The sequence below is a fragment of the Curtobacterium sp. SL109 genome, assembly GCF_026672405.1.
Lineage (GTDB): Bacteria > Actinomycetota > Actinomycetes > Actinomycetales > Microbacteriaceae > Curtobacterium.
In genome coordinates this window covers 3,342,926-3,359,904 of the sequence record NZ_JAPPRB010000002.1, presented here as the reverse complement: position 1 = coordinate 3,359,904, position 16,979 = coordinate 3,342,926, and the positions used below count along the sequence as shown (strand labels likewise).

General features: G+C 72.0%; 14 protein-coding genes. 12 read left to right on the top strand and 2 right to left on the bottom strand.

Annotated elements, in window-relative coordinates; all coding sequences use genetic code 11:
- Positions 1-245: 245 nt before the first annotated feature.
- The 3 genes from OVA28_RS17345 to ald all read left to right on the top strand — a co-directional run bounded on the left by OVA28_RS17345 (position 246) and on the right by ald (position 3,533).
- On the top strand, positions 246-1,187 hold the full coding sequence (locus OVA28_RS17345; RefSeq protein ID WP_194627429.1) for a sugar-binding transcriptional regulator: 942 nt from the start codon (positions 246-248) through the stop codon (positions 1,185-1,187).
- A 65-nt stretch (positions 1,188-1,252) separates the two neighbouring features.
- Positions 1,253-2,278 (top strand): helix-turn-helix transcriptional regulator, encoded by a 1,026-nt coding sequence (locus OVA28_RS19160; protein WP_326493763.1) that lies wholly within the window; start codon positions 1,253-1,255, stop codon positions 2,276-2,278.
- Between the two features lie 154 nt (positions 2,279-2,432).
- Positions 2,433-3,533 carry an alanine dehydrogenase gene (gene ald, locus OVA28_RS17335; protein WP_268097850.1) on the top strand — a complete coding sequence of 367 codons (1,101 nt, stop codon included), beginning with the start codon at positions 2,433-2,435 and terminating at the stop codon, positions 3,531-3,533.
- An 812-nt stretch (positions 3,534-4,345) separates the two neighbouring features.
- Here the strand turns inward: ald and OVA28_RS17330 are convergent.
- Positions 4,346-5,149, bottom strand: a complete 804-nt coding sequence (locus OVA28_RS17330) for a tryptophan-rich sensory protein (protein WP_268097849.1) — start codon at positions 5,147-5,149, stop codon at positions 4,346-4,348.
- Positions 5,150-5,269: 120 nt separating this feature from the next.
- On the opposite strand from OVA28_RS17330, the gene OVA28_RS17325 reads away from it, so the two are divergent.
- From OVA28_RS17325 to OVA28_RS17305, 5 genes are all read left to right on the top strand, one after another.
- Positions 5,270-6,253, top strand: coding sequence for a magnesium and cobalt transport protein CorA (locus tag OVA28_RS17325; protein ID WP_071269702.1), 984 nt, complete (start codon positions 5,270-5,272; stop codon positions 6,251-6,253).
- A 53-nt stretch (positions 6,254-6,306) separates the two neighbouring features.
- Positions 6,307-8,499 carry an alpha-galactosidase gene (locus OVA28_RS17320; RefSeq protein ID WP_268097848.1) on the top strand — a complete coding sequence of 731 codons (2,193 nt, stop codon included), beginning with the start codon at positions 6,307-6,309 and terminating at the stop codon, positions 8,497-8,499.
- A 178-nt stretch (positions 8,500-8,677) separates the two neighbouring features.
- The gene (locus tag OVA28_RS17315; RefSeq protein WP_194662452.1) at positions 8,678-9,655 is read left to right on the top strand and encodes a carbohydrate ABC transporter permease; all 978 of its coding nucleotides are present in this window, start codon (positions 8,678-8,680) and stop codon (positions 9,653-9,655) included.
- 35 nt (positions 9,656-9,690) lie between these two features.
- Positions 9,691-10,644: a carbohydrate ABC transporter permease gene (locus tag OVA28_RS17310; protein WP_194662450.1), complete on the top strand. Its 954-nt coding sequence runs from the start codon at positions 9,691-9,693 to the stop codon at positions 10,642-10,644.
- A gap of 10 nt (positions 10,645-10,654) precedes the next feature.
- Positions 10,655-12,028, top strand: coding sequence for an ABC transporter substrate-binding protein (locus OVA28_RS17305; protein ID WP_268097847.1), 1,374 nt, complete (start codon positions 10,655-10,657; stop codon positions 12,026-12,028).
- Positions 12,029-12,123: 95 nt separating this feature from the next.
- Here the strand turns inward: OVA28_RS17305 and OVA28_RS17300 are convergent, their stop codons facing one another.
- Positions 12,124-13,308, bottom strand: coding sequence for an ROK family transcriptional regulator (locus tag OVA28_RS17300; protein ID WP_268097846.1), 1,185 nt, complete (start codon positions 13,306-13,308; stop codon positions 12,124-12,126).
- Positions 13,309-13,385: 77 nt separating this feature from the next.
- On the opposite strand from OVA28_RS17300, the gene OVA28_RS17295 reads away from it, so the two are divergent.
- The 4 genes from OVA28_RS17295 (at position 13,386) to sufU (ending at position 16,915) form a co-directional block, all read left to right on the top strand.
- Positions 13,386-14,669, top strand: coding sequence for a chloride channel protein (locus OVA28_RS17295; RefSeq protein ID WP_268097845.1), 1,284 nt, complete (start codon positions 13,386-13,388; stop codon positions 14,667-14,669).
- Between the two features lie 122 nt (positions 14,670-14,791).
- Positions 14,792-15,004: an Rv0909 family putative TA system antitoxin gene (locus tag OVA28_RS17290; protein WP_071269705.1), complete on the top strand. Its 213-nt coding sequence runs from the start codon at positions 14,792-14,794 to the stop codon at positions 15,002-15,004.
- A 121-nt stretch (positions 15,005-15,125) separates the two neighbouring features.
- A complete protein-coding gene (locus tag OVA28_RS17285) occupies positions 15,126-16,469 on the top strand; it encodes an aminotransferase class V-fold PLP-dependent enzyme (RefSeq protein ID WP_442780808.1) in 1,344 nt (447 codons plus the stop codon).
- Positions 16,466-16,915 (top strand): Fe-S cluster assembly sulfur transfer protein SufU, encoded by a 450-nt coding sequence (gene sufU / locus OVA28_RS17280; protein ID WP_268097843.1) that lies wholly within the window; start codon positions 16,466-16,468, stop codon positions 16,913-16,915. Before OVA28_RS17285 ends, sufU begins: the two co-directional genes overlap by 4 nt.
- The last annotated feature ends 64 nt before the right edge of the window (positions 16,916-16,979 follow it).

The following is a 16,979-nucleotide window of genomic DNA, read 5'->3' as shown; positions in this document are numbered from 1 at the left end:
GTACGCGTCGCTTTCTGGGGTCGGTTCTGGTGGTCTCCATCGATCGTGCGCCCGCTGAGAAGTCGTGGCAACTTGCGTGCACGAACGTGCAGCACGTCTGTGGGCACGTCCGGCACGGCGGACAGGAGGCTCGACCGAGGTTGCAGAGGCCGTGCACGTCCGTGCATGGTTGGCTCCATGAACACGAGCGCAGGTCCAGCGAGTTCCCTTGCAGGGTGGACCTGGTGAGCGACGCGGCACAGCCGATGCGGACGCAGCAGGCCCTGCGCGCTGCACACCTGTACTACCTGCAGGACCTGACGATGGACGCCATCGCGGACGAGCTCGGCACGTCCCGGTCGTCGGTCTCCCGGTTGCTCAAGCACGCCAGGGACACCGGGCTCGTCGACATCCAGATCCGGTCGCCCCTGGACCAGGCCGCGGCACTCAGTCGGAACATCCGTGCACGGTTCGGGGTGCACGCCCACGTCGTGCCGGTGCCGGACCACACGAGCGACGTCGACCGCCTGGAACGGGTGGCGCTGTCGGCGGCCCGGATCCTGACCCAGTACATCGAGTCGAACATGGTGATCGGCCTGTCGTGGGGCTCGACGGTGAGCGCCGTCAGCCGGTTCCTCGTGCCGAAGACCACCCACGGGTCCACGGTCGTGCAGGTGAACGGCGCCGCGAACACCCGCACCACCGGCATCGTCTACGCGTCCGAGATCCTCCGGCGGTTCGGCGAGGCGTACGGCGCCCTCGTGCAGCAGTTCCCCGTGCCGGCGTTCTTCGACGACCCCGCGACGAAGGAGGCCCTGTTCCGCGAGCGCTCCATCCGCCGCGTGCTCGACCTGCACGAGCGGATGGACGTCGTCGTGTTCGGTGTCGGTGCGCCGCAGGCCCCGGTGCCCTCGCACGTCTACTCCGGCGGCTACCTCGACCCCGCCGACCGCGAGGAGCTCACCCGCGCCGGCGTCGTCGGCGACGTCTCGACCGTCTTCTACCGCGCGGACGGGTCGTGGCGGGACATCGGGCTGAACGCCCGCGCCGGTGGCCCCGACCTGGACATCATCAAGCGGGCGCCGCGGCGGATCTGCGTGGTCGCCGGACGGGGCAAGGCGGCGTCGCTCCGCGGGGCGCTCGCAGCCGGGCTCGTGACGGACCTGATCCTCGACGAGAGCATCGGGCAGGCGATCCTGCAGAACTGAGGCGGTCGTCCGGCTGGTCTGACCGACGCGCTGGTTTGTCGGTGGTGGTCGATACGTTCTCGCCCATGGTGCTCTCCACGCAGACCCGGCCGTCGGCCACGACGCTCGGAACCCCTCCCGCAACGCCGGTGGCCGGTGCTCCGGAGCGCCCGGGTGCGCGCTGGTTCCGTCGGGTCAAGGGCACCGACATCGACCACGCGGTCGCCTTCTTCTCCGAGGGCTACGACCTCCGCTCACCGGTCGTCCGACGCACCTCACGGCACACGCCGTGGGACTTCTCCGGGGTCGGCGACGAGCGCATGTCCCTGCGGACCGCGCGTGCCGCCGTCGACTTCCGCGGTGCGTGCCGCACTGACGACGAGTTCCACGTGGTCTGGCTGCGGTCGGGGTCGACCTCGTTCTCCCACCGCGGCGAGCACGTCGACCTGCAGCCCGGCGTGCCCGTGGTGCTGCCGATCGGTGACACCTGGGAGATGCACCACCGCGACATCTCCCTCAACATCGTCCAGCTCGACCGCCGCTTCGTGACGGCCCTGACCGGGGACCCGGACTTCGCGTTCGAGCCCCTCCAGCGGCCGTCGACCGAGGGCGTCCGCGTGTGGCAGGACGTCGTCCGCCGCAACTCGTCGACCTGGCTGGACCGCGGCACCGATCTCAGCAGCGTCGCACGCCGCGACATCGCCGAGTCCTTCGCCCGCGCGGCACTCACCGCCTTCCCCCGGCGCGAGGTCTGGCGGGCATCGGTGGACGGCACCGGGCCGGAGCACGAGCGGCTCCGACGCGCGCTCGAGTTCGTGCACGCCCACGCCGCCGAGGCCATCGGCACGCCGGAGATCGCGTCGGCCGCCGGCCTCAGCCCGCGGGGGCTGCAGCAGTCGCTGCGTCGGCACCTCGACCAGACGCCGGGGGAGCTGCTCCGGCAGGTGCGGCTCGACGGCGCCCACGCGGAACTCCGTCGCGCCGACCGTGACGAGGTCTCGGTCGCCGAGATCGCACGGGCATGGGGCTTCGGGCACCTCGGTCGGTTCTCCGCCGCGTACCGGGTGCGCTTCGGCGAGCTGCCGAGCGAGTCGCTCCGCAGCAGGGGCTGACCGCACGGGCGATCCGCAGGGCTGACCGAATCCCGTTGCACGGATCGGCCCAGGATCATCCAGATGTTCGGCTGTCACACGCCGGACACACGTGAGTGGCTGGATGGTCGGGTCAGCGCGGACACCCCGCGCACCGCCCACGAAGGAGTCCGCCATGCGCATCGGCGTCCCCACCGAGATCAAGAACAACGAGTTCCGCGTCGCCGTCACCCCGGCGGGTGTCGGTGAGCTCACGACCCACGGACACCAGGTGCTCGTGCAGGCCGGTGCCGGCGACGGATCGTCCTTCCCGGACGCCGAGTACGTCGCCGCCGGGGCCACGATCGTGCCGAGCGCGGCCGAGGTCTGGGCGGACGCCGAGCTCGTCCTCAAGGTGAAGGAGCCGGTCGCGTCCGAGTACGCGTCGATCCGCCCGGGCCAGGTGCTGTTCACCTACCTGCACCTCGCGGCCGACCGCGCGCTGACCACCGTCCTGACGGACTCCGGCGCGACGGCGATCGCCTACGAGACCGTGCAGCTGCCGGACCGGTCGCTGCCGCTGCTGTCCCCGATGTCCGAGATCGCCGGGCGGCTGTCCGCCCAGGTCGGCGCGAACCACCTGCTCCGCGCGAACGGTGGCCGCGGGCTGCTGCTCGGCGGTGTCCCCGGCACGCCGAAGGGCCGCGTCGTGGTGATCGGTGGTGGGGTCGCCGGCGAGCACGCCGCGGCGATGGCACTCGGACTCGGCGCCGAGGTCACCGTGTTCGACATCAGCCTGCCGCGGCTGCGGGCACTCGACGCTCGGTTCGACGGCCGCATCACCACGCTGCGGTCCTCGTCCCACGCGATCGCGTCGGCACTGCGCGAGGCCGACCTGGTGATCGGGTCCGTGCTCATCCCCGGTGCCTCGGCGCCGAAGCTCGTCACCGACGCGATGGTCGCCGACATGCGTCCGGGCTCGGTGCTCGTCGACATCGCGATCGACCAGGGCGGGTGCTTCGAGGGCTCGCGGCCGACCACGCACGACGACCCGACCTTCGCCGTGCACGACGCCGTCTACTACTGCGTGGCGAACATGCCCGGGGCCGTCCCGCGCACCTCGACCATCGCGCTGACGAACGCGACGCTGCCCTACGCCCTCGCGATCGCCGACCAGGGGTGGGCGGCGGCGATGGAGTCCGACGCGGCACTCGCCCGCGGGCTCAACGTGCACGACGGCCGCGTCACGAACGAAGCCGTCGCGGCCGCGCACGGCCTGGTCGCGTCCGCGCGGTAGGCGCTGCGCGCGGCGCGCTGCGCGCGGCGCGCTGCGCGCTGCCGAGTCTCGCCCAGCCGGACACCCTGCGCGCCGAACGGCCCGCAGAATGTCCGCGGGGCCGAGTCTCGGCCGCGGGGGGCTGCGGGGACGCGGGCCGCGGGCCGTGCGCGCGACCGACCGACCGACCGGCGGAAGCGACAACGTCGGTGCGATCGCGCGGCGCTTCCGCACGCCCGATGTCGCTTTGGTCGCGGGCGGCTCCATGCCCTCGCATCGAGCGACACGGGCGGGGGGAGTGCGCGGCGCTTCCGCACGGGCTGTGTCGCTTTCGTCGGGTGCGTGCGTGCGGCCGCGGGCGACGGGTGGCGCACTGCCGAATCTCGTTCAGCCGGACACTATGCGCGCCGAACGGCCCGCACGGTGTCCGCGGCGCCGAGTCTCGGGGCCGCGGGGCCGCGGGCGCTCGGGCACGCACGACCGACCGGTGGAAGCGACAGCGTCCCTGCGACCGCGCGGCGCTTGCGCACGCCCGGTGTCGCGTTCGTCGCGGGCGGCTCCATGCCCGCGCATCGAGCGACGCCGTCGGTGCGATCGCGTCGCGCTTCTGCACGCCCGGTGTCGCTTCCGCCGGACGTGCGGGACCGCCGGCCGGTGTCGCCGGCACGCGGGTGCGGCGCGGGTGGGCACGGTCGCGCTGCCGAGTCTCGCGCGGCCGGACACCCTGCGCGCCGATGGCCCCGCAGAGTGTCCGCGGGGCCGAGTCTCGGCGCGCACGGGCAGCCGCGTGCAGCCCGCACGCGGGCAGCCGCACGCGGCCAGCCCGCCCCGCGTCAGCTCACGCGGGCGGCACTGGCCGAGCGCGCGGCGGACCAACCCGCGCGGGCCCGCACCACGAGCGTGACGACCACCGCGGCTGCCGCGGCCACGATCGCCGCGACGGCGGTCGGCACCGAGACGAGGGGCCCGTCGAGCCGCGCGACCGCGACCCACGCCAGACCCCAGCCGAGGGAGACGACCGGGGAGAGCCGGCCCCGGCCACCGATCGCCACGAGGACCCCGACGAGCCCGGCGACCGCTGCCACGGCGACGCCCCAGACGTCCTGCCCGAGGCCGAACCCGCGGAAGCCCGCTGCCGTCAGCACCGCGGCCGTGTTCGCCGCCGTCGCCACGCACACCCACCCGAGGTAGAGGCCGAACGTGCCGTCGGTGATGACCGCCTCGACGGTGCCGGACGGCGTCGTGCGCCGCAGGACCACGAACGCCCACACGAGCACCCCGAGCAGCGCGACGATGATCGGCTCGCTGGCCCAGAGGAAGCCGAACTGCACGGACAGGATCCATGCCGCGTTGAGCAGCAGGGACAGCGTCGCGGGCACGGCGAGCCGGTCGTGGCGGGCCTGGTCGGCACGGCGGGGCAGGAACTGCCAGACCGCGAACGCGATGAGCCCGACGTAGATGACGCTCCAGATGCCGAACGCCGGGCCGCCGGGGGCGATCGCCGTCGAGGACGCGGACAGCGCCCCACCGGCGGCGTCCTGGATGGGCGTGCCACCGGCAGCGCCCGACCCGATGAACGAGCCCACCACGGCGATGACGGCACTGGCCGCGATCACGATCTTCCGGAACCATCGCATGGCGTCTTCCCTTTCGTCAGCATGCTGTCGATCTGCACGGTAGGCGGTGGTCGGGGCCCGGCGCGCAGCGCGCACCCAGGTACGGTCGTCGACCGCTCCACGGGTGCGTAGGTTGGGCACGTGACCGTCGAGCTCAACACCGTGTACATCGACCGCATCGCCCCGATCGCGAGTCCCTCGCTCGACGACAGCTTCCGGATGATGCGGGAGCAGGGGGCCACCGTCTGCATCGTCCTGTACCAGCCCGACCCGGTCGAGCTCGGGGACGTCGCCGTCGCCCTGGGCCTGCACGAGCTCGCGGTCGAGGACTCCGCCGAGGGGCACCAGCGGCCGAAGCTCGAGCGCTACGGGTCGACGCTCTTCGCGGTCCTCAAGCCGGCGCTGTACAACGACCGCCGCGAGGAGGTCGAGTTCGGCGAGGTGCACGCCTTCGTCGGCGACGACTTCTTCCTCGCCGTCGTGCAGGCCGACCCGCGCGGTCGGAACGTCGTCCCGCGGGCCCTGCAGCGGATGAGCGGCAAGCCGGGCCTGGTGACGGCGGGCTCGCAGGCGCAGCTCTGGGCGCTCATGGACACGATCGTCGACGACTACCGTCCGGTCACCGAGGGGCTCGAGGAGGACATCAACCAGATCGAGGACCAGCTCTTCGCCGGGGTCCCCGGGGTGTCCCGCCGCATCTACGAGCTGTTCGGCGAGGTCGTCGACTTCCAGCGGGCAGCACGGCCGCTCATCCACATGATCGAGAACATCCACCGCGGCGCCGAGAAGTACCACCTGCCCGTGGAGATGCAGCGGCGCTACCGCGACGTGCTCGACCACGCGATCCGCACGGTGGAGCGCGTGGACACCTTCCGCCAACTGCTGCAGAACGCGCTGACGGTCGACGCGACCCTGGCGGCGCAGAAGCAGAACGACGACACGAAGAAGATCTCCGGCTGGGCGGCGATCCTGTTCGCGCCGACGCTCATCGCCGCGATCTACGGCATGAACTTCACTCACATGCCCGAGCTCACCTGGACGTGGGGGTACCCGTTGGCGGTCCTCGCGATGGTCGTCTTCGCCGCGGCGCTGTTCGTCGTCTTCAAGGTCAAGCGCTGGTTCTGACATACTGGCCGCCCACTTAGTTGCACGGCGGAAGAAATAACCCAGGAGATCCGATGACGCACCTCCCGCACGCCCTCGTCCACCTGTCCACCGCCGGGGTCTCCCTGGTCCTCGACTGCACGCGGGGCCGGTTGCCGGCCGTCGTGCACTGGGGCGCAGCGCTGGGCGAGCAGTCGACCAGCGACCTGCTCGCGCTCGTCGAGGCCGGTCTCGAACCGGTCGTCTCGAACGCGATCGACGAGCCGATCCGCCTGGCCGTCCTGCCGGAGCAGCACGCCGGGTGGTCGGGCAAGCCGGGCCTGTCCGGACACCGCGACGGGCACGACTGGTCGCCCCGGTTCATCGTGACCAGCCTCGACGTGATCGGCGAAGCCCACGAGACCGCGCCCGGGCCGGACGAGACGGAAGCCGCTCCCGTCCTCATCGACACCGGAGCCGCACGCCTCGTCGTCGAGGCCACCGACGACACCGCCCAGCTCGCCGTCCGTCTCGAGATCGAGCTGCTCCCCGCCGGCCTGGTCCGCACGCGTGCCGCCGTCACGAACACCGGCGCGGGGACGTACACGGTCGACGAGCTCACGGTCGCCCTGCCGATCCCGACCCGCGCGCGGGAGATCCTCGACTTCGCCGGACGCTGGGGCAAGGAGCGCACCCCGCAGCGCCGCGAACTCGTCGTCGGCATCCACGAGCGCGAGGGGCGCAAGGGCCGCACGGGCGCCGACGCCGCCACGGTCCTGAGCGTCGGCGAGCCGGGCTTCGGCTTCGCGCACGGTGAGGTCTGGGGCGTCCACACCGCGTGGAGCGGCAACCACCGCCACCACGCCGAACGCCTGTTCAACGGCCGCCAGGTCCTCGGCGGCGGCGAGCTCCTGCTGCCCGGCGAGGTCCGGCTCGGCACGGGGGAGTCGTACGAGGGGCCGTGGCTCTACGGCGCCTACGCCACCGGCCTCGACGACCAGGCACGCCGGTTCCACCGCCACCTGCGCAGCCGCCCGCAGCACCCGACGAGCGTCCGCCCGATGACGATCAACGTCTGGGAGGCCGTCTACTTCGACCACGACCTCGACCGCCTGAAGGACCTCGCCGACCGGTCCGCCCGCCTCGGCGTGGAGCGCTTCGTCCTCGACGACGGCTGGTTTCGCCACCGCCGCAACGACTTCGCGGGCCTCGGCGACTGGTTCGTCGACGAGACGGTCTGGCCCGACGGCCTGGGCCCGCTCGTCGACCACGTCCGAGCCGCCGGCATGCAGTTCGGCCTGTGGTTCGAGCCGGAGATGGTCAACGAGGACAGCGACCTGGCGCGGGCGCACCCGGACTGGGTCATGCAGGCCGACGGACGGCTGCCGGTCCGCTCCCGCCACCAGCAGGTCCTCAACCTCGCGATCCCGGAGGCCTACGAGTACGTCCTCGACCGCATGGTCGCGATCATCGACGAGTACCGGATCGACTACGTCAAGTGGGACCACAACCGCGACCTGGTCGAGGCCGGGCACCGGGACGGCGGCGCGGCCGTGCACGAGCAGACCCTGGCGGCCTACCGGCTGATGGCAGCGCTCAAGGACCGCTTCCCCGGGTTCGAGATCGAGTCGTGCTCGTCGGGCGGCTCCCGCGTCGACCTCGGCGTCATCGAGCACACCGACCGCGTCTGGGTGTCCGACTGCATCGACCCGCTCGAACGCCAGCAGATGAACCGGTGGACCATGCAGCTCCTGCCGCCGGAGCTGCTCGGCTCGCACATCGCCAGCGGGGTGAACCACACGACCGGGCGCTGGCACGACCTGTCCTTCCGCGCGGGCACGGCCCTGTTCGGGCACCTCGGCATCGAGTGGGACCTGGCCACGGCGACCGAGGCCGAGGAGCGCGACCTCGCCGAGTGGATCGCCCTGTACAAGGACGTCCGCGGGCTGCTGCACGGCGGGGACCTGGTCCGCGTGGACCAGGTCGACGAGACGCTCAACGTGTACGGCGCGGTGTCCTCCGACCGGCGCGAGGCGATGTTCTTCCTCGCGTCGCTCACGGCACCCGAGGTCAGCCTGCGCGGCCGCATCACCTTCCGCGACCTCGACCCCGAGGCGCGCTACCGCGTGGACCCGGTGCTCATCGGCAGCGGGAGCGACGGCGTGCGCGCGCCGGTCTGGTGGTCGGGGGAGCGGGTCTTCACCGGCCGTGTCCTGGAGACGGTGGGGCTCGAGGCCCCGTCGACGTACGCCGAGCGCGTGGTGCCGTTCCGCCTCACCGCGATCTGACGCCACCACGGGACGGACGGGAGGCTCGTGGCCAGCTGGCCCCGAGCCTCCCGTCCGTCGTCCGGGGGCGAGACCCGAGCAGTCCCGGCGGATGTCTTGACAAGCCGTTTCTTTTGCAGCGACACTAAACCCGACCGGCAGCGTTGCCGGACGGAACCGACGCGACGAAGGAGTCACGATGGCCACCGAAACACCACTGCCGTCACCCCTGACGGTGACCGCCGACCGGCGGAGCCGCCCGGTGGAGGAGCGTGCCGGCACCGGGACCCCGGCACCGCGGCGACGTCGCCCGCCGAACGACCTGCGGCTCGCGCTCGTGTTCATCGCCCCGGCCGCGATCGGGTTCGCGCTGTTCCTGCTGTGGCCGACCGTCCGCGGGATCTACCTGTCCTTCACGTCGTACAACCTGCTCACGCCGCCGGTGTTCACCGGCCTGCAGAACTACGAGCGGCTCGTGCAGGACTCGATCTTCTGGCACTCGATGCTCGTCACGGTCGAGTACGTCCTGCTGAACATCGGGTTCCAGACGGTCCTGGCGCTGTTCATCGCCGTGATGATGCACCGGCTGACGAAGTCGACGTTCGTCCGCGGGATCGTCCTGGCGCCGTACCTGGTGTCGAACGTCGTGGCCGCGCTCATCTGGCTGTGGATCCTCGACACGCAGCTCGGCATCGGCAACGAGGTGCTCTCCGCCATCGGCGTCGGCCGCATCCCGTTCCTGCAGAGCGACGTCTGGGGCATCCCGACGATCGCGTTCATCAACGTCTGGCGGAACGTCGGCTACACGGCGCTGCTCATCTTCGCGGGCCTGCAGGCGCTGCCCGAGCAGGTGTACGAGGCCGGCCGGATCGACGGCGCGAGCGAGTGGAAGATGTTCTGGGGGATCACGGTCCCGCTGCTCCGCCCGATCCTGTCGCTCGTGCTCATCATCACGATCATCGGCTCGTTCCAGGTGTTCGACACCGTCGCCGTCACCACCCAGGGTGGTCCGGCGAACGCCACGAACGTCGTGCAGAACTACATCTACAACCTGGCCTTCGGCCGGTTCCAGTTCGGCTACGCGTCCGCCGTCTCGGTGGCCCTCCTCATCGTCCTCAGCGTCATCACGTTCATCCAGTACCGACTCTCGCGTTCCGGCGAGAGCGACCTGGACTGACGCGGCCAACCAGCACTCCCGGAAGCGAGTCGAAGATGACCAGCACCCTCCCGCCCGTGGTCGACCCCGTCACCACCCGCGCCGTCACCACCGCCGGCAGCAAGCCCGCCCGTCCCCGTCCCTCCGTCGGCCGCGTCGCCGCCTGGATCGCGATGATCGCCGTGATCGTCGTGACCCTGTTCCCTTTCTACTGGATCCTCCGCACGGCACTGTCCTCGAACGGCGCGATCTCCGCCGACCCCACCTCGCTGCTGCCGACCGGGTTCAGCCTCGGCGGGTTCGAGCGGGTGTTCGGCCTGCAGACGACGAAGGAGGCGCTGTCGCAGGGCGGTTCCGGCGCGACGCTGAACTTCTGGCAGTACCTGCTCAACTCCGTCCTGACCGCCACGATGATCACCGTCGGGCAGGTGTTCTTCTCCGCCGCGGCCGCCTACGCCTTCGCCCGGCTCCGCTGGCCCGGACGCGACAAGGTCTTCGGGGTGTTCCTCGCCGGCCTGATGGTCCCGACGATCTTCACGCTGCTGCCGAACTTCGCGCTCATCAAGTCGCTCGGGCTCGTCGACACCCTGCTCGGGATCTCGCTGCCGTCGATGCTGATGACGCCGTTCGCGGTGTTCTTCCTGCGGCAGTTCTTCCTCGGCATCTCGAAGGAGGTCGAGGAGGCGGCGCTCATCGACGGCGCCGGCAAGGTCCGCGTGTTCTTCCGGCTCATCCTGCCGATGGCCTCGGCACCGATCGCGACGCTCGCCGTGCTGACGTACATCACCGCCTGGAACGACTACTTCTGGCCGCTCATGGTGTCGTACACCGACAGCTCGCGCGTGCTCACCGTGGCCCTCGGCGTCTTCAAGTCGCAGGCACCGCAGTCCGGCACCGACTGGTCGGGCCTGATGGCCGCGACGCTCGTGGCGGCGCTCCCGATGATCGTGCTGTTCGGCCTCTTCGCCAAGCGCATCGTCAACTCCATCGGCTTCTCCGGCATCAAGTAGGGACGCTCCCATGACGAACTCCATCACCCGCCGCGCACTGTTCGCCGGCGGCGCCTCCGCCCTGGCCCTCGGTGCCCTCGCCGCGTGCTCCTCGCCGGGACGCAGCAGCTCGACGGGCGGTGCGACCGGCACCGTGTCGTACTGGCTCTGGGACTCCAACCAGCTGCCCGCGTACCAGGCCGTCGCGAAGGCCTTCGAGCGGGAGAACCCCGACATCCGGATCAAGATCACCCAGCTCGGCTGGAACGACTACTGGACGAAGCTCACCGCCGGGTTCATCGCCGGCACCGCGCCCGACGTCTTCACCGACCACCTGACGAAGTTCCCGCAGTACGCCGACCTCGACGTGCTGTACGAACTCGACGAGCTCGAGGCCACCGCCGGCATCCGTGACGCCGACTACCAGTCCGGGCTCGCCGAGCTGTGGAAGGGCCGCAACGGGCACCGCTACGGGTCCCCGAAGGACTGGGACACCATCGCGATGTTCTACGACGAGGCGGTCATGCAGAAGGCCGGCGTCACCCCGGAGCAGCTCGCCGCCCTGGAGTGGAACCCCGAGGACGGCGGCACGTTCGAGCGGATGCTCGCCCACCTCACCATCGACGGCAAGGGCCGCCGCGGGGACGAACCGGGCTTCGACAAGACCGACGTGGCCGTCTACGGGATGAGCTCGAACGGCAGCGGCGGCGACGGCTTCGGCCAGACGCAGTGGTCGCCGTTCACCGGCTCGACGGACTGGTTCTACACGAACGCCAACCCGTGGGGGAACAGGTTCCGGTACGACGACGCCGGGTTCCAGAAGACGATCTCGTGGTACTTCGGCCTGGCGGACAAGGGCTACATGCCGAAGTACGGCGTCTTCTCGACGACGACCGGCCCGGACGTGCAGCTCGGCGCGAAGAAGGTCGCGCTGTCGTTCAACGGCTCGTGGATGATCGGTGCGTACGGCAACCTGCCGGACATGCAGGTCGGCATCGCGCCGACCCCGATCGGCCCGGTGGGACACCGCGCCTCGATGTTCAACGGGCTCGGTGACTCGATCACGAAGCAGGCGCGGAACCCGGAGGCCGCCGCGAAGTGGGTCGCGTTCCTCGGGGGAGCGACCGCGCAGCAGATCGTCGGCCGCGCCGGCATCGTGTTCCCGGCGCGTCCGGAGGGCACCGAGGCCGCCGTCGCGGCGTTCCGCGAGAAGGGCTTCGACGTGTCCGCGTTCACCGGCCAGGTCGCGGAGAAGACCACGTTCCTGTTCCCGGTGACGCGGAACCCCGGGGACGTGCAGGCCCTGGTGCAGCCCGCGTTCGACGACATCTACGCCAACGGCAAACCGGTCAGCACGCTGACCGGGATGAACGACCAGGTGAACACGCTCCTGCAGCTCACGTAGCGCCGCGGGTCGCGACCAGGGCCGGACGGGAGGCTCCCCACCAGACCGGTGGGGAGCCTCCCGTCCGGTGCGTGGTGCGTGCCGAGGCAGCGCGCTCAGGCGCCGAGTGCGTGCATCTGGATGGCGACCGCCGCGGCGCCGCGTGCCCACTCGTTGAAGCGGAACGGCTGGACGACCACGGTCGGGGCGGGGGTCGACCAGTGCCGGGCGGCCTCGATCGAGCGGTCGAGCGCTGCCCGACCGGTCTCGGCGAGCCCGACGAGTTCGCCGGAGAGCAGGACGACCTCGGGGTCGACGACGTTGACGACGTCCGCGACGAGGAGCCCGAGGGCCTCGGCCGCGTGGTCGACGACGGCGCGGGCGGCGGTGTCGCCGTCGCGGGCGGCATCGAGCAGCTCGGTGGCGGTGACCTCGCGGCCGAGCGCGGCGCTGCCGGCCAGGCTGACGGCCCGTTCGCTGAGGACGGCACGGGCGCACCCGCGGTGCCCGAACTCGCAGCGCACGTCGGACTCGGCGACCGCGCCGCCGAGTCGCTGGTGACCGATGCTGCCCGCGGTGGAGTGCGCGCCGGCGACGACGGTCCCGCCGAGGACCAGGCCCAGCCCGATGCCGGCGCCGATGGTCAGCAGGGCGAACGAGCGGTGGTCGCGGCCCTCGCCGAACCAGTGCTCGGCGTGGGTGAGCGCCCGGACGTCGTTCTCCACCGAGCACGGCAGGCCGGTGGCGTCGGTGAGCAGGGCGGCGAGGGGGACGTCCTCCCAGCCGAGGAACGGGGCGCGGCGGACCTCGCGGCGGCCGACGGTGGCGCCACCGAGGGCGACGCAGACCCCACGGACGCGGTCGTCCTCGGCGGTGAGGGCGCGGACGACCTCGGCGATCCGGGCGACGACGGCGGGGACGTCGGTGGCGGAGAGGGACTCCTCGCGCTCGGTGAGGACCCGGCCGCGGTGGTCGGTCGCCACGGCGAAGAGCCCGTCGCCGGTGAGCTTCACGCCGACGAAGTGGTGGGCGTCCGGGTCGATGTCGAGCGGGATCGACGGACGTCCGGTGGTGGTGGGCTGCACGACGTCGCGCTCGACGAGGATCCCGGCCTCGAGCAGCGGGCGGGTGATGCGCGACAGGCTCGGGCCGGACAGGCCGAGGCGCTCGGCGAGCTCGGTGCGGGGGCGCGGTCCGGCGCGGAGGACCTCGAGCACGACCGACTGCGCACTGCCCGCGAGGGGCTCCCAGCCATGCTGCACGGCCGTCGGGACCGGGGCGGGGTCGGGTGTCTCGCTCACGCGGTCAGCCTAGGCGCGGCGGGACCCGTCGCTCCGCCGACCCGGGGGCGTTCGTGGCGGCCGATAGGGTCGTTGCCATGCCGAACACCGCTCGCACGACGTCCGGCTGGGCACTCAAGCTCGGGGTCGTCACCGCACTCGTCGGCCTCGGCGGCGGGGTCGCCGGGATCGCCGTGTGGCTCGCCCTGCAGCTGATCCAGTTCGTCGCCTTCGGGTACGCCTTCGGTGGGCACCTCGAGGCCGCCGACGCCCCCTCGCCGCTGACCCGGTTCGTCGCGATCACCGCGGCCGGCCTGCTCACGGCGTTCGCCTGGTGGGCGCTCCGCCGGTGGGGGCGCCCGATCGTGTCGGTGCCAGCGGCGGTGGGCGGGAAGCGGATGCCCGCGCTCGCGACGCTGGCGAACGCCGGCGTCCAGATCCTGGCCGTCGGGCTCGGTGCCTCGATCGGGAAGGAGGTGGCGCCGCGTGAGGTCGGCGCCTGGCTCGCCCAGCTCGTGACGGCCCGCGCCGGGTTGTCCGCGCGCGAGACGAAGATCCTCGTCGCCTGCGGTGCCGCCGCCGGCCTGGCTGCGGTCTACGACGTCCCGCTCGGGGGCGCGCTGTTCGCCGTCGAGGTCCTGCTCGGGGAGCTCACCTTCGCCACCGCCCTGCCGGCCTTCGTCACGAGCGCCGTCGCGGCCGGGGTGGCACGCCTGGTGATCCCGGACGAGGTGCTCTACCACGTGCCCGCCACGCACCTCTCGCCGTCGCTGCTCGTCTGGGCGGTGGTGGTCGGTCCCGTGCTCGGGTTCGCCGGGGTGGGGTTCGTGAAGCTGACGAACCGGCTGCAGGGCATCGCGCCGAAGGGCTGGCACCTGCTCGTGCTGCTGCCGCTCGTGTTCGCGATGGTCGGGCTGATCGCCGTGCCCTTCCCCGAGGTCCTCGGCAACGGCCGGGCCCTCGCGGTCACGGCGATGAACACCGCGCTCGACGACGGCACCGTCATCGGCATGGTCCCCATCGTGCTGCTGCTCGTCCTCGGCATCGTCCGGACCATCACCACGGCGGCGACGATCGGTGCCGGCGCGGTCGGTGGCACCCTGACGCCGTCGATCGCCATCGGTGCCGCGTTCGGTGGGTTCCTCGGCGGGGCGTGGGCGATGATGTGGCCCGCGGACGGCCCGAGCCTGGTGTCGTTCGCGTTCATCGGGGCGGCGGCGTTCCTGGCGACCACGATGCGGGCGCCCTTCACCGCGCTCGTGCTCGTCGTCGAGTTCACCCAGCAGGGCACGGACATCCTCATCCCGTCGCTGCTCGCGGTCAGCGGGTCGGTCGCGGTCAGCTACGTCCTGGCCCGCCGGCGCAGCGCCCAGATGGTCTGACGGCCGCGACCCGGTCCCGTCCCGCCCGCCGTCCGAGGGGCCGGTACACGATCCGGAGCGCTGGCCTACCATCGGCTGCACGCGGCGGGCGCTCGGGCCCGCCTGACACGAGAGGCACCGACATGGCGGGGTTCGACGACATCACCAAGAAGGCCCAGGCGTTCCTCAAGGACGGCAAGGTCCAGGACGCCCTGAAGAGCGAGAAGGCCGAGGGCGTCAGCGACAAGGTGCTCGACGGCGTCGCCGACGCCGTGAAGAAGGCCACCGGCGGCAAGTACGACGACAAGATCGAGGGCGCACGCGACACCGCGGACAAGCACCTCGGGAACGAGTGACACCACTCGTCGTGACCGACGGCCCCGGACCGCAGGCGCGGACCGGGGCCGTCCTGCGTCCTGGACCCCGAGCAGGCGCTGCCGTGCGTCCGACTGGACTCCTGCTGGAACAACGGGGACGATGGGTCGGTTGTCCCCGACGACAGCAGGAGGAACCAGCGCCGTGACGATCGAGGCACCAGAGAGACCGCTCACCACCGACGAGGTCGAGCGGATCAAGGCCGACTTCCCGATCCTGCAGCAGGAGGTGAACGGCCACCCGCTCGCGTACCTCGACTCCGGCGCCACGGCCGAACGCCCGCGGCAGGTGCTCGACGCCGAGCGCCGCTTCCTCGAGCACGACAACGCCGCCGTGCACCGGGGAGCGCACACCCTCGCCGCGCTGAGCACCGACGCGTACGAGGACGCCCGCGCCACCGTCGCCGGCTTCGTCAACGCGTCGAGCCCGAGCGAGGTCGTCTGGACCGCGAACGCCACGGACGCGCTCAACCTGGTGTCGTACGGCATCGCGAACGCCAGCCGCGGGCGCGGGGGAGCCGCCGCCGAGCGCTTCCGCCTCGGTGCCGGCGACGAGGTGCTGGTCACCGAGGCCGAGCACCACGCGAACCTCGTGCCGTGGCAGGAGCTCGCCGCCGCGACCGGTGCGACCCTCCGCTTCGTGCCCGTCGACGACGACGGCTGCTGGAGCGCCGCCGACGCCCTGGCGCTGATCTCCGACCGGACCGCCGTCGTCGCGTTCGCCCACGTGTCGAACGTCACCGGCATGATCGCGCCCGTCGCCGAGATCGTGGCAGCCGCACACGCCCACGGTGCCCTCGTCGTCCTCGACGCCTGCCAGTCGGCACCGCACCGCCCCGTCGACGTGCAGCAGCTCGGCGTCGACTTCGCTGCGTTCTCCGGGCACAAGATGCTCGGCCCGAACGGCATCGGCGTGCTCTGGGGACGCCAGGAGCTCCTCGACGCCCTGCCCCCGTTCCGCACCGGCGGCTCGATGATCACCACGGTCACGATGGAGCACACCGAGTTCATGCCGGCGCCGGAGCGCTTCGAGGCCGGCACGCAGCCCGTGTCCCAGGCCGTGGCGCTCGCCGAGGCCGTCCGCTACCTGCAGGGCATCGGGATGGAGCGCGTCCGCGTGCACGAGGAACACCTCGCCGAGCGCATGCTCACGGGCCTGGCCGCCGTGCCCGGCATCCACGTCGTCGGTCCCGCCGCCGGGGTGCCGCGTTCCGGCCTGGTGTCGTTCGACGTCGACGGGGTGCACGCGCACGACGTGGCGCAGTACCTCGACGCGCAGGGCATCGCCGTCCGCTCCGGTCACCACTGCGCCCAGCCGCTGCACCGCCGGCTCGGCCTGACCGCGACCAGCCGGGCGAGCACCTACGTCTACACGACCGACCAGGACGTCGACCGCTTCGTGCAGGCGGTCAGCGAGATCCGCGCCTACTTCGGAGCCACCGCGTGAACAGCCTCGACAGCCTGTACCAGCAGGTCATCCTCGACCACGCCAAGGCCCGGCACGGCGACGGCGACCTGCCCGACGCCGACGCGTCGCACTTCGAGCGGAACCCGACCTGCGGCGACGAGATCACCGTCAGCGTCCGCCTCGACCCCGGCACCGACCGCGTCGCCGGGCTCGCCTGGCAGGGCGACGGCTGCTCGATCTCGATGGCCTCGGCGTCCGTGCTCACCGACATGGCCGTCGGCCGGACGGCGTCCGAGCTGCTCACGCTGACCGAGGCGTTCCGCACGATGATGCGGTCCCGCGGTGTCGGCGAGCCCGACGAGGACGTCCTCGAGGACCTCGTCGCCTTCCACGGCGTCTCGAAGTTCGTCATGCGCGTGAAGTGCGGGATGCTCGCCTGGGTGGCGGCGGAAGCCGCCGTCCGCGAGGCGAGCGCGGCCCGCTGACGCGACCCGGTGCCGGACAGGAGGCTCATGGCGGCGCCGCCACGCGCCTCCCGTCCGGGGTGCA